This is a genomic window from Bradyrhizobium sp. I1.14.4, from assembly GCF_050435825.1.
Lineage (GTDB): Bacteria > Pseudomonadota > Alphaproteobacteria > Rhizobiales > Xanthobacteraceae > Bradyrhizobium.
On record NZ_JBNDLA010000024.1, the window covers coordinates 67,164 to 79,452 of the forward strand.

The following is a 12,289-nucleotide window of genomic DNA, read 5'->3' on the forward strand; positions in this document are numbered from 1 at the left end:
TCACTCGTTGCTGGCGGCGCTCGTCAGCTTGTCCAAGGAGATGTCGCCGGCGGTCCCGCTGCCGCCCTCCTGACCATCCGAGCCGTAGGAGAGGATATCATAGGCATCGTGTTCGCCAGGCGCCCGATAGATGTAGGGATGGCTCCATGGGTCATTGGGAACCATGCCGCCCTTGAGGTAAGGACCATTCCAATTGGCCGCGCCCGACGTCCGCTGCACCAGCGCCGTAAGCCCCTCCGCCGTCGACGGGTAACGGCCGGTATCGAGCTGAAAGAGATCGAGCGCGCTCGCGAAGCTCCGCATCTGGATCTTGGCCGCCTTGACCTTCGATTCACTCAGATAGCTCAGCACGCGCGGGCCGACCAATCCCATGATCAAGCCGATGATGGCGATGACGACCAGCATCTCGACGAGCGTAAATCCCCGCTCGCCCTGTCGCGTGCTGTCTCGGTCGATACGCCCGGAGGTGAGGATGGAGTTCTGCTTCGACATCGCTGTTGGTCCAATGAGCGACAGGGCCGAGAGCCGTCGCGGATCCTTGTCGACGCTCTGTGAATAGTCCCGGGCGCCTCGATTGAGGCGCCCGGCCGTGTCATGTGCTTGACGCGATCTTGCTACGACGCAGTTGGGATTGCGCCGTCCGCGACTGCATTACTTGGCGCCACCGCTGGCGCCGTTGGCGACATTCAAGCAGCCGTTCACCTGGGCGGCGGCCGCAGCAGTGATGTCGGTCGTTGCGTTATTCCAGTACTGCTTCTGGATGTTGGTCGCGTAGGCTGGCGTCAGGTGGTGGAACCCAGCGTTCTGAATGACCGCTGCGACGTCCGGATCACCATCGGCCCCAGCACCGGCGTAGTACCAGGTCAGGAAGCGGACGAGATTCGTGACGCGACCGGTGTCGGCCTGGACATTGTAGCAGCTATACAGGTCGAGGAAGGTGGTGCCGCTGAGCGGATAGGCGTTCGACCTGTTCGTGAGCGGCAGCACCGGCAGGCCGGTCATCGTGACGCCACCTTGGGTGACTGTACCGAAGACGTTGGCGTAGATGTTGTAGTCGTTCCAGGTCCAGGTCGTGGCCGGCGTCCTGAGCCTTGTGTCGAGCCATGCGGCGTTGGCGCCGTCCGGCGTCGGTGCGATGAATTCCAGCGTGGTCGGCGTCGCATTGTTCGGAACGTAGGTGCCGGCTACGCGCAGCTGCTCGTTCTGAAGGGCGGCCGAACGAGGAGCCGCGATCGTCCCAACCTGGGTAGTGTAAGGCTGGGTGAAGTCGGCGCTGACGTAGCCGATGCGGCCTTTGTTTGCGGCATCGGTGCTGATCGCGGATGCGACGCCGCCGCTGCCCGTTGCGCTGATCCAGGCGTTTGTCGCTGTCGTGTTGTTCCAGCCTCCCGTGCCGCGGACGGCGGCGATACGGGTGATCAGGTTGGCGAAGGTGGTGCTCGGCAGGGTCGTGGTATTGAAGATCGACTGGTAGCCGAACGCGCCGGTCGAATCGAGCAGCGGGCAAACGGCCTTCAGATAGTTGGTCAGGATGAAGCTCGTGCCGCTGCCATCGCCGCGGTACACGATCTTGATCGGGAGAGATGTGCTCGAGTAAGCCTGCAGCGTGCCGCTGCTGTTGGCATTCGTGTAGTCGAAGGCGGCGAGCACTTGCGTGCCGGCGTTGTTGAGGTACGGGATCTTGTTGGCAGTGACATCGTTCCAGTCGGTCACCAGGCCGGTGAAGATCGCGCACATCTGCGCCGTGCTGAGCTGGATGGCCGCGCCCTGGTTGGCCTGGGTGCCCGGAGTGGCACCGGTGCCGGCGACCGCCGAGTTCACCGTCATGGTGCTGGTGTTGACACCGATTGCGACGTTGACCTCGAAGGCCGGGATCTGGATCGGGTTGCCGTAGACCGTGGTGTTGTAGGCGACCGACGCCGTAAAGGTGCTGTTCACCGTGACCGTGGCCAGCGCGCCGCCGGTGGTGGTCCAGCTCTGGGTCGGGTTGAAGCTGACAGACGAGGTCGTGAGGCTCGCCAAGGCGCCCGCCAGCGGCGAGTCCGACAGACCGATGTCGACGCGCGGATAGGGATAGCTGCCGAACTTGGTCGCCGGGGTACCCGGATTGGCCAGATCGATCATCGCGGGCTGGTTCGCCGGCAGCGGCGGCGCGCCCGAGGTGCCCGGCGTCACCGTGCCGTTGTACCACTGCTGCGGATTGTTGCTGATGAAGCCGCGGACGCCATTGCCGCTGCCGACACCGGCATACATGCCCTGCATCGGCACGCTCACCAGCGTGCAGGTGGTCGGCAACTTGCCCGGTCCCGAGGTGGGGCTGAAAGCGAAGCCGTCGGGATAGGTGGTGCCGAAGCCGACGGTTGCGCCCATGTAGCAGTCGAAAATCTGGCGGAAGGCTTCCGAGGCGAGCGTGCTGCCGCCCGCGTAGATGCCGGCAGTGGCCGTCGAGACCTGCGCGTTCGCGGGCGTGATGGTCGAGGACGCAAGCAGGGCAAGCACCGAAGCGGTGCCGAGCATGTATTTGGACGATTGCATTTTCATTGCGCTGTTCCTGTGGGGTTGATCACCACCGGCACATCGTCATCGCGTCGTCATGAGAGCGCAAAGTAACCTTCAATCGATCTGAAGTTTATTTTGCTATCCAATCCCGATTGGCGGAGCCAATCCAAGTTTAGACGAGTATCTCTTCCGTCGACGTCATGTCTCCGTCGCCGATGATTGACTTCACGTCTGATAGACAATTCGACGGTCGACTTCGCGCAGGGATTATTTTCGATCAGATCCGAAAAACATCTTGGCAATACCTCGACAGATGCTCTATGGACTGCTCGCTGTCTGATCGCAAAATAACTGTTGAGCAATCTTCGCGTGCCTTCATTTCAAGTGAGGCCTCCCACATGGAAGACAACTCGAGCGGGCCACTTGCGATTCGTGTGGGGCATGGCGGCCATGCAATTTTGGCGCGCCCGCTGGCCCGCGGCAGCTATCCATCAACCGACCTGAAGCGGGCTCAGGCTCTGCATCAGGAGGGCGTGACGCACGCGCGGCAGGATCGCTGGCGCCAGGCGCTACGCGCATTCAACGAAGCCGCGCGGCTCGCGCCAGACCAGTCCGGCTTCAATTATTGCAAGGGCGTTGCGCTGTGCCGGTTCGATCGCTTCGACGACGCGCGCGAGGCGTTCGTCGCGGAGCTCAGGGTGACACCGACCCATGCGCCGGCGCTGGCCGAGATCGGCACCTGCCTTGCCCGTACCGGACGCACCCGCGACGGTATTCCCTATCTTCAGGATGGACTGCGTCTGCTGCCGAACATGCCACTGGCGCAATTTAGCCTTGGCTTGGCGCTCCTGACCGAGAACCGGCGCAGCGAGGCGCTCGCGGCGCTGGACAAGGCGATCGAGCTCGATGCCGGATATGGCGAAGCCTATCGCACCCGCGGCCTTGCTTATGTGATGGACGGTCAGTTCGACAAGGCGGTCGACGATCTCCGCGCCGCCTCGACCATCGACAGCGACAATTACAAGGCGATCATCGAGCTCGGCATGAATTTCGGCATCGCCGCGCGCGACCAGCAGGCGGCGCGGTTGTTCGAGATCGCAGCCGACAGCGCGCCGACCGTCGCGCTGCCGCAATATCTCTATGGCCACTTCCTGATCAATCATCGTGCCTTCGAGCGCGGGCTCGTGTATGTCGACCGCGCGCTCGCCATCGATCCACTGCAGGCCGAGCATCATGTCGGCCGCGGCTTCGGATTGCTCGGACAGGGCCGCATCGAGGAGGCCGTCGCGGCCTATCGGCGCGCAGGCGAGCTCGATCCCGGTAGCGCAGGCATCGCCGGAACCCTGCTGTTCGCGCTTCAGCACAAACCGGGCGTCACGCGCGACGAATTGCTGCGCGAGCACAAGCGATGGGCGATGCTCTATCGGCCGAGCGCGCCGCTCAGCCGTCTGCAATTCACCAACCCGCCGGATCCGATGCGCAAGCCGCGGCTTGGCCTGGTGTCGGCGGACCTGCACCGGCATGCCGTCTCGTTCCTCGTCCTGCGCGCCTTCGAGGCGCTCGCTGCGCTCGGCTACGAGATGTTCTGCTACAAGACCGACAGCAAGCGGCAGGACGACGATTTCAGCGAACGCTACAAGGAAATCTCGCTCTCCTGGCGCGACGTGTCCGGGATGGACGACGCGGCGCTGGCACGGCAGATCGGCGAGGATCGTATCGACGTCCTGTTCGATCTCGCCGGCCACACCGCCGGCAACCGTCTCTCGCTGTTCGCTACGCGCGCGGCGCCGATCCAGCTCAGCTGGGCCGGCTATGTCGGCACGGTCGGGCTCGATACTTACGACGGGCTGATCGCCGATCCGGTGGAGATTCCGCCGGAGCATGATGCGAGCTATGTCGAGCGACCGATCCGCCTGCCCGACTGCTATGTCTGCTATCACCCGCCGGCGAAAGCTCCCGAGGTGCCCAGGCTGCCAAGCCTGGGCGGTGGCCGCTTCACGTTCGGCTGCTTCAACCGCCCGGCGAAGATCAACAGCGAACTCGGCAAGGCCTGGGCGCGCATCCTCGAGCAAGTGCCGGATTCGCGCATCCTGATGGTCTACGGCGGTCTCGGCGAGACCAGCACACGCGACGCCGTCTACAACGTGCTCGGCCAGGGCGGCGTCCCGCGCGAGCGCGTCGAGCTGGTCGGCGAAACCGAGCAGGACAGGCTGCTTGTCGCCTATGGCGAGGTCGATCTCGCGCTCGATCCGTTCCCCTATTCTGCCGGCGTCACGACGCTCGAGGCGATGTGGATGGGCGTTCCCACCGTCACGTTCGTCGGCGATACCTTCGCCGGCCGTCACTCGGCGACCCACCTCACTGCTGCCGGATTGAGCAGCTTTTGCGCGCACAGTATCGACGACTACGTCGCCATGGCAGTCGGCTGGACGCACCGGCGCGATGAGCTCGCCGAGTTGCGCCGCTGCCTGCGCGACCGTGTTGCCGCCTCGCCGCTCTGCGACGCAGCTCGCTTCGCCGGCAATCTCTCGCGCGAATTGATGCAGCTCTGGGCGGAGTGGTGCGAGGCTCGCACGACGAATGCGGCGGCTTGACCGCGATCACGGGCGGATCTGCCGAAAACGTATTCGGCCGCGACGTCGCAAACGACAGGCAGGCCGACAGTAAAGGAGGCATCGATGCCGAAAGCAGGGATCAGCGAAACGCAGGCGATGCGTGCCGGACTCGCGATGCTGAATCAGGCTTCATCCGAGCGACGCGCGGAATTCATCCAGACCGTCATGAACCGCGCCGTCGCGCTGTTTCGTGACGGTCAGCTCGACAGTGCCGATGTCCTGCTCGAAACCATGCAGGACGAACCTCTGGTGCGGTCGCACGTCCTGCACGTCCGCGGCGTGATCGCGCTGCAGCGGGAGGAGGATGAGCGGGCGCTGGAATTGATCGAGGAAGCGATCAGGCTCAATCCCGCTGACGGTGAGGCCCATGGCAATCTCGGGGTCCTCCTGCTCAAGGGCCGCCAGTATCCGCAGGCGCTCGCCGCCTACACGGCTGCGCTGACGCTGCGGCCGGACAATGCACCCGCACAGCTGGGCCTTGCCCGCGCGCTGGCGATGCTCGAGCTGAGCGATTTTGCCGACGACGTATTTCGCGACCTGATTGCAAGCGCACCCGACTATATCGATGCAATCGTCGATTTCGGCTGGCTGCTCAGCGACACCAACCGGCACGATGCCGGCGTCGCGTTGCTGCGTGATGCGCTGGCGCGCTACCCCATGCGCGCGGAGCTGCGCACCGTGCTTGCCGTCTGCCTGTTCGGCGTCGGCGACTGGTCGGCTGCCTGGGCGGAGTACGAGGGGCGGCTGTCGGATCCGCGTGTCAACAAGCATCTGGTCTCGACCGACCGACCGCGTTGGCACGGTGAGAATCTTGCCGGCAGAACCATCCTGCTGCAATCCGAGCAAGGCTTTGGCGACACCCTCCAGTTCGTCCGCTATGCGTCGATGGTGAAAGCGCGGGGTGGTCGCGTGATCCTGCGGACGCCGCAAGTCCTGCTGTCCTTGATGCAAACTGTTGGCGGCATCGATGATGTCATTAGTGACGAGACCACAATGCCGGCATTCGACGTGCATGTGCCACTGCTGTCATTGCCGCTGATCTTCGATACGCAGGTCGACACGGTTCCGGCGGCAATTCCCTATGTCGCCCCCGATCCGGATCTGGTCTCGCGATGGCGCGAGCGCCTTCGTAAGCGCCTTGGCGACAATCCCGGTCGCGGCATTTCCGTCGGCCTGGTATGGCAGGGCAACCCCGGCCATCTCAACGATCAGCGCCGCTCGATCCGGCTCGATCTGCTGCGCCCCCTGCTCGGCTGTCCGGGCGTGCGATTTGTGAGCCTGCAGATCGGCCGTGGACGTGAGCAACTCGCCGACTTCGACGATCGTATCCTCGATGCCGGCGCGCAAATTGACGCGACATCGTTTGCCGACGCGGCGGCAATCATCGGCAATCTCGATCTCGTCATCTCGATCGACAGCGCCATCGCGCATCTGGCCGGTGCGATCGGCAAGCCGGTCTGGATCCTGCTCGCCAATGGCAGCGACTGGCGCTGGCTGCGCGATCGCAACGATACACCGTGGTATCCGCGAGCCCGGCTGTTCCGGCAGGCAAAACCGGGCGATTGGGCTGAGGTGATCCGGCGGCTCAACTCCGAGCTGAGGTCCCTCGCCGGGGCCGGGTCCGGCTTGTCGGCCGAGCGGACCGCGGACCCGGTCGTGACCTCCACGCTCAAGATGACCGTCCCGCCCCCCGGGAACGACACATTGATCTGCGACGCGTTGTTCGTCGAGGCGTGCCGCCAGCATCATGCAGGCAAACTAGATCGTGCCACGAAACTGTTCGAGCACGTCCTTTCCCTCGATCACGGACACGTCAACGCATTGTGCAACCTCGGTGCGGTCGAGCTCGGCCTCGGCCATTTTGAGCGCGCGTACGCGTTGTTGCAGACCGCGGTGACAGCGGCGCCTGATCTGGCGCCGGCGCGCATTGCGTTCGCCGACGCGCTGATGGCTACTCAAAGGGCAGAGCAAGCGGTTACTCAGTACCGCAAGGCAATCGAGCTTGCCCCGACGAACGTCGATGCTCACGCGGCGTACGCAAATGCACTGCGAAAGCTGGGCAATGGCGAGCAGGCGAGCGGCCTGCATACCGACATGCTGAGGCGCCAGATTCATCAGCATTACCGCAAGGCGCTGGAACTCGCGCCCACCAGTGACGCACTGCATGCACAATATGCGCTCGCACTATGCGAGCTTGGCGACCTCGACAACGCCATGCTGCACTTCCTGGCAGCAACGAAGATCAATCAGCAGCAGTCTTCGGAATTCTACGAAGCGCTTGGGTGCGCATGCGCCGCCCGCGGCAATTCGCAGGGCGCCGAAATCAGCCTGAAACACGCGGTTGCGCTCGATCCGCACCGCGTGACCGCCCATTGCGCACTTGCGGACCTCAATCTTGCGCTCGAACGCCCCGACGAAGCAGCGGCGAGTTTCCGTACAGCGCTGGCGATTGATGCAGCGAATGCAGCAGCTTTGCTTGGAATTGAACGGGCGCAGACGATACGGCGCAACACAGTCTTCAGCGGACTATCGTGACATGCATGCCGTTGCCGGCGATCAGATGCATCCTTGCGCCTGGCTTGGCGTCTTCGAGACACCTGGCAGTCGCGTACTCATCACTGCGACGAGCACAACACGCTCGTCACGTGTTCCCTACGCAAGTCAATTCTGCATCATCAATTGCGGTAAGGCGTGCCGCGAAATGAGCACTCGTTGTAGTTTCATTTCCATGTCACCAAGCACAGATAGAAGTGTCGTGACCGAAATGAAACGTGCAGATTGCCGCGGTTGGGGATGGGGCCCCTGCAATGAGCGACACCAATCGAACGGCGTTGCTCGCGCTCCTCGTCACAAGCTACGACGATCTCAAACAACGTTTGACACGACGAACCGGATCGGCCGATCTCGCCGACGAGGCCTTGCAGGATACCTTTCTGCGTCTGAGCAAGGCGGACGGCATCGGACCCGTCCGCGATCTGCCTGCATATCTGTTCCGCGTGGCGATGAGCGCCATCAGCAACCGGCGCGTTGCCGAGCGGCGGCGTCGCACGGTACCGCAAGCCGATGCGCTGTTCGATCTGCCGGACGAAACTCCCGGCCCAGACCGGATCATCGAGGCGCGATCCGAGATCAATGCGCTCCGGCGCGCCATCCAGGAGCTGCCGACCCGTCGCCGGGAGATCTTCATGGCGATATGTGTTGAAGAAATCCCGTTGCAGCAGGTGGCCCAGCGGTTCGGCGTCAGCGTCCGTACCGTCCAGGTCGAGATCAAGCAGGCGCTGGTGCATTGCGCGGTCTGCATCGATCGGAACGCGCAGATGTCGAGGGTTGCGTTCCGGCGTCGCAGTCCATTCAGCGAGCGGGACGGCGCTGCGCTCCTTCCGACAGGCGATGGCGATACGGTGCTCGACCGACGATTGCCGTTAGGCGGCAGCAGGTGACGTACGATGGCAAGACATGCTTATACCGTCCGACGTGCCGAGCCGGCCAAACCGCGCCTGACGCCTAAGCTGCTACACCACCCAGGTCAGCGCCCCCCGGCACGAAAATTATGCTGCCAACAGCCGAACGGCATAGTCGACCAGCCAAAGCGCTGGACAGAGGAACGCGCCGAACGGAAGTTTCGCTGTGCGCTGAATAGACCGGTCGCACGGCCACGTCAGCAGCGCAGCGATCAGGGCAACGCAGCTCGCCAACGTGAAGCACAGCGGTACGGTGTCGAGCGGGAGCCAGGCGCCGACGGCAGCCGCAAGCTTGACGTCGCCGAAACCAAGGCCTTCGCGTTGCCGCAGCCAATGGTACGCCCGCCGCATGAGCCAAATCGCTGCTGCAACCAGAATCGAGCCGCCCAGTGCGCCAGTCAGAGCGGTCCAGCCGCCGATCGGATCGAGCGCGACCGCGGCGACCAGCCCGGCGAGCAGAGCTCCTCCGGTGACGGCGTCGGGAAGCACGAAGCTGCGCGCATCGACATCGGCGCCGGCAACCATCAGCGTGCCGAGAACCGTCGAGGCGACCGCGTGCGGCCACGGCAGCGTTGTTGCAGACACCAGAGCGACAGCCGCGAAGCCGCAAGCCAGCACCACGCCGTTCGGAGCGAAACGGTTCGGGTTGCTGTCGTCATCGGCGTCGCGGTCGATCGTCATCGTCGGCTCATGTCGCTTCTTGCCGCACGCGGACCAGCTGTGCAGGCCAGGTCAATCGGAGCTGTGCAATGCTAACGCATGAAAGCAATGCGCCTGCGACACTTGGCGTACCGCCGATCGACTTCATGGCGTATCTCGCCGACAAGGGCGCGTTGCGCGACAGCCAGAAGGACGAGGCGGCTGGTCGCGCCCGCAACGGCTCGGCTGGCCACATCGACTGGAGCGCCCTCACCAAGCTGACACCGTCGGCACTGGCCGACGAACTGGCCAGCTTTTACCAATGCGATCGGGTTCGCCGCGATGATCTGGTAGACGGGCGCTTTGCCGGCAACGAGATGTCGACCCGGTTCCTCAAGGAGGAGCGCCTGTTTCCCTATGAGAGCGCAGCCGGCATACTGCGTCTCGCGCTGGCCTTCCCGATTGATGATGAGACGTTGCGATCAATCGAACTCATGCTGCGCCGGCGGGTCGCTCTTGCGGCGGCTACGGCCGATGATCTGGACGCCGCATTGTCGTTGCGGCTCGAGCCGGATCAGCCAAATGATGCCCCGCAGGCTGGAACCAGCGCCGGCGAGGACGATCTCGATAATCTGCGTGATCTCGCGCGTGGCGCACCGGTGGTGCGGGCGCTTGACGACCTGCTGCGCCTGGCCGTCGAGCAGCGAGCAACCGACCTGCATATCGAGCCGGCCGGCAACGTGCTGCAGGTTCGGCTGCGCGTCGACGGCATGCTCAAGAACGTGCCGGCACCACCAATGGCCATGGCCAAGGGCATCCTGTCGCGCCTCAAGATCATGGCCGGGCTTAACATCACCGAGCGCCGCCTGGCGCAAGACGGACGCGCGCACATCCTCGTCGGCGGCAACGAGATCGATCTGCGCGTCGCCACCATGCCGACGATGCACGGCGAATGCGCCGTCATTCGACTGTTGCGCAAGGGAGCTGGCCTGGTCTCGCTCGACCAGATCGGTCTCAGCGCCCATCACGAGGCGGTTCTGCGCAAGGCGTTGCTTGCGCCTTACGGAATGGTCATCGTCACCGGCCCGACCGGATCCGGCAAGACGACGACGCTTGCCGCATCGCTCGCGGTGATCAACGAGCCCACCCGCAAGATCCTGACCATCGAGGATCCGGTCGAGTACCAAATCCCAGGCATCAGCCAGACCCAGGTGCACCCGGGCATCGGGCTCACCTTTGCATCGGCGCTGCGCTCGTTCATGCGGCTCGACCCTGACGTCATCATGGTCGGCGAGATGCGCGATTCGGAGACCGCCCATATCGGCGTCCACGCCGCGCTGACCGGCCATCTGGTGCTGACGACGCTACACACCAACACCGCCGCGGGCGCCGTGACGCGCTTGATCGATATGGGAATCGAGAGCTTCCTGCTGGCGTCGTGCGCGCGGGTGATCGTGGCCCAGCGATTAGTCCGGATCCTGTGCGACCACTGCAAGGAACGTTACACGCTGTCGGCGCCGGATATCGCGGCGGACGAGCGCTATGCGGCACTCGGCATCGAGGCGGGCGAAGTGGTCTGCCGGCCCAAGGGCTGCGACTGGTGCGACAACACCGGATTCCGCGGACGCAAGGGCGTGTTCGAGATCATGGAAATCGGTTCGGCGCTGCGACGGTCGATCGGCCCGAAGACCGATGCCTCTGACCTCGAAGCCGTCGCCCGGCGCGAGGGCATGACGTCCATGACCGAGGACGGCGTCGCGAAACTGCGTGCCGGGCAGACCACGCTCGACGAAATCTTCCGCCTGACCATGAGCCTGTAGGAAGGTCATGCCGCACTACCGCTACCGCGCGTTGACCAAGGCCGGCGAGATCATTCTCGGCGACGTCGACGCGCCCTCGCGCGAGGAGGTGCTGCGCCGTATCGAGTATCTCGGCCACCTGCCGGTCGAAGCCGAGATCGCTGGCCGCACCGCGCTGCGCTCCGGTGTTTCAAGCGGAAGCCTGCCACGGCAACGCGAACTGACCACCTTCCTTCGCCTGCTCGCTTTGCTGCTTCGCTCAGGGCTGACGCTGGAAGCTGCGCTCCAGACGCTGGAGGAAGACACCAACAAGGCAGTGGCCCGCTTCGCCGGCGGGCTGCGCTCGGCAGTCTCGGGCGGTGACGGCTTCGCCGAGGCGCTGGATCGCTACAACCAGATCATCGAACCGATCTACATCGCGATGGTTCGCGCCGGCGAAGCGTCCGGCAAACTGGAAGTGGTGCTGCGGGCGATTGTCGAGGACCGGACGCGGCGCGAATATTTGTCGCAGCGGATCACGTCAGCGGTTCGCTACCCGATGTTCCTGGTCGGCTCGGCGCTGGTCATCCTTTTTTTCTTCCTGCTCTATGTCGTGCCGCAGTTCGAGTCGGTGTTCACGGAGCTTCGCGGACGTCTCAATTCCGGGGCGGCCTTTGCGCTCACGATGTCGACGTGGCTGCGCGCCCATCTCGACACGTTCCTTGGCGGTTGCGGTGCGGTGCTGTTGCTCGGTTGGCTGATCCTGCGCCAACCAACCGCGCGGGCATCGCTGATGTCGGTACTCGCGACCATTCCCGGCGTGTCCGGCCCGATGCAGGATCGCCGCACCGCCCGTTTCATCGGCACGCTGGGGCTGCTGGTCGAGAACGGGGTCGCGTTGCCGACCGCGCTGAAGATCCTGCGCGATATCATGACCGAGCCTCGCTACGCGGCAGCGGTTGAGCAGGTGCACGAGCAGGTGCGGAATGGCCGCCGGTTCATCGAGGCGCTGTCCGCGAGCGACCTAGTGCCGCCGCTTGCGGTCCGTATGCTTCGGGTCGGCGACGAGACCGGAGATCTGTCGGCGATCGCACGGCACGCCGCCGATCTCTATGAGCAGCGGCTCGCGATTGGCCTCGACCGCCTGATGGGTGCGATCGGCCCCATCACCATTATTGCCGTCAGCATAGGCATCGGGACGCTGGTGGTGTCGATCATGAGTGCGCTGCTCAGTATCACCGAGCTGGCGATGTAGGGGCGACCGATGGCGCGAATGACAATCACTGGTTCGTCTGCG

At 64.2% G+C, this 12,289-nt stretch carries 8 protein-coding genes; 5 read left to right on the plus strand and 3 right to left on the minus strand.

The annotated features are described in order from the left end of the window. The gene (gene gspG, locus ABIB78_RS31400) at nt 1-492 is read right to left on the minus strand and encodes a type II secretion system major pseudopilin GspG (protein ID WP_429031704.1); all 492 of its coding nucleotides are present in this window, start codon (nt 490-492) and stop codon (nt 1-3) included. Nucleotides 493-651: 159 nt separating this feature from the next. Next, nucleotides 652-2,541: a substrate-binding domain-containing protein gene (locus ABIB78_RS31405; RefSeq protein ID WP_429031706.1), complete on the minus strand. Its 1,890-nt coding sequence runs from the start codon at nt 2,539-2,541 to the stop codon at nt 652-654. A 356-nt stretch (nt 2,542-2,897) separates the two neighbouring features. On the opposite strand from ABIB78_RS31405, the gene ABIB78_RS31410 reads away from it, so the two are divergent. From ABIB78_RS31410 to ABIB78_RS31420, 3 genes are all read left to right on the plus strand, one after another. Next, nucleotides 2,898-5,093, plus strand: coding sequence for a tetratricopeptide repeat protein (locus tag ABIB78_RS31410; RefSeq protein WP_429031708.1), 2,196 nt, complete (start codon nt 2,898-2,900; stop codon nt 5,091-5,093). An 84-nt stretch (nt 5,094-5,177) separates the two neighbouring features. Next, nucleotides 5,178-7,649, plus strand: a complete 2,472-nt coding sequence (locus tag ABIB78_RS31415) for a tetratricopeptide repeat protein (RefSeq protein ID WP_429031711.1) — start codon at nt 5,178-5,180, stop codon at nt 7,647-7,649. 272 nt (nt 7,650-7,921) lie between these two features. Continuing rightward, nucleotides 7,922-8,554, plus strand: a complete 633-nt coding sequence (locus ABIB78_RS31420; RefSeq protein WP_429031713.1) for an RNA polymerase sigma factor — start codon at nt 7,922-7,924, stop codon at nt 8,552-8,554. A 108-nt stretch (nt 8,555-8,662) separates the two neighbouring features. Here ABIB78_RS31420 and ABIB78_RS31425 read toward each other — a convergent pair whose 3' ends face one another. After that, entirely contained in the window at nt 8,663-9,256 is a 594-nt protein-coding gene (locus tag ABIB78_RS31425; protein WP_429031714.1) for a prepilin peptidase, read from the minus strand. A 68-nt stretch (nt 9,257-9,324) separates the two neighbouring features. Between ABIB78_RS31425 and ABIB78_RS31430 the strand changes: the two genes are divergently transcribed. Both ABIB78_RS31430 and ABIB78_RS31435 read left to right on the plus strand, forming a co-directional pair. After that, complete coding sequence (locus ABIB78_RS31430; protein WP_429031717.1) at nt 9,325-11,034, plus strand: GspE/PulE family protein; 1,710 nt, start codon at nt 9,325-9,327, stop codon at nt 11,032-11,034. 7 nt (nt 11,035-11,041) lie between these two features. Beyond that, nucleotides 11,042-12,247, plus strand: a complete 1,206-nt coding sequence (locus ABIB78_RS31435) for a type II secretion system F family protein (RefSeq protein ID WP_429031719.1) — start codon at nt 11,042-11,044, stop codon at nt 12,245-12,247. Nucleotides 12,248-12,289: the final 42 nt, after the last annotated feature.

Bases quoted from the DNA above. Each gene is read 5' to 3' on its own strand.
- gspG (WP_429031704.1), bottom strand. From the start codon at position 492: ATGTCGAAGCAGAACTCCATCCTCACCTCCGGGCGTATCGACCGAGAC.
- ABIB78_RS31405 (WP_429031706.1), bottom strand. From the start codon at position 2,541: ATGAAAATGCAATCGTCCAAATACATGCTCGGCACCGCTTCGGTGCTT.
- ABIB78_RS31410 (WP_429031708.1), top strand. From the start codon at position 2,898: ATGGAAGACAACTCGAGCGGGCCACTTGCGATTCGTGTGGGGCATGGC.
- ABIB78_RS31415 (WP_429031711.1), top strand. From the start codon at position 5,178: ATGCCGAAAGCAGGGATCAGCGAAACGCAGGCGATGCGTGCCGGACTC.
- ABIB78_RS31420 (WP_429031713.1), top strand. From the start codon at position 7,922: ATGAGCGACACCAATCGAACGGCGTTGCTCGCGCTCCTCGTCACAAGC.
- ABIB78_RS31425 (WP_429031714.1), bottom strand. From the start codon at position 9,256: ATGACGATCGACCGCGACGCCGATGACGACAGCAACCCGAACCGTTTC.
- ABIB78_RS31430 (WP_429031717.1), top strand. From the start codon at position 9,325: ATGCTAACGCATGAAAGCAATGCGCCTGCGACACTTGGCGTACCGCCG.
- ABIB78_RS31435 (WP_429031719.1), top strand. From the start codon at position 11,042: ATGCCGCACTACCGCTACCGCGCGTTGACCAAGGCCGGCGAGATCATT.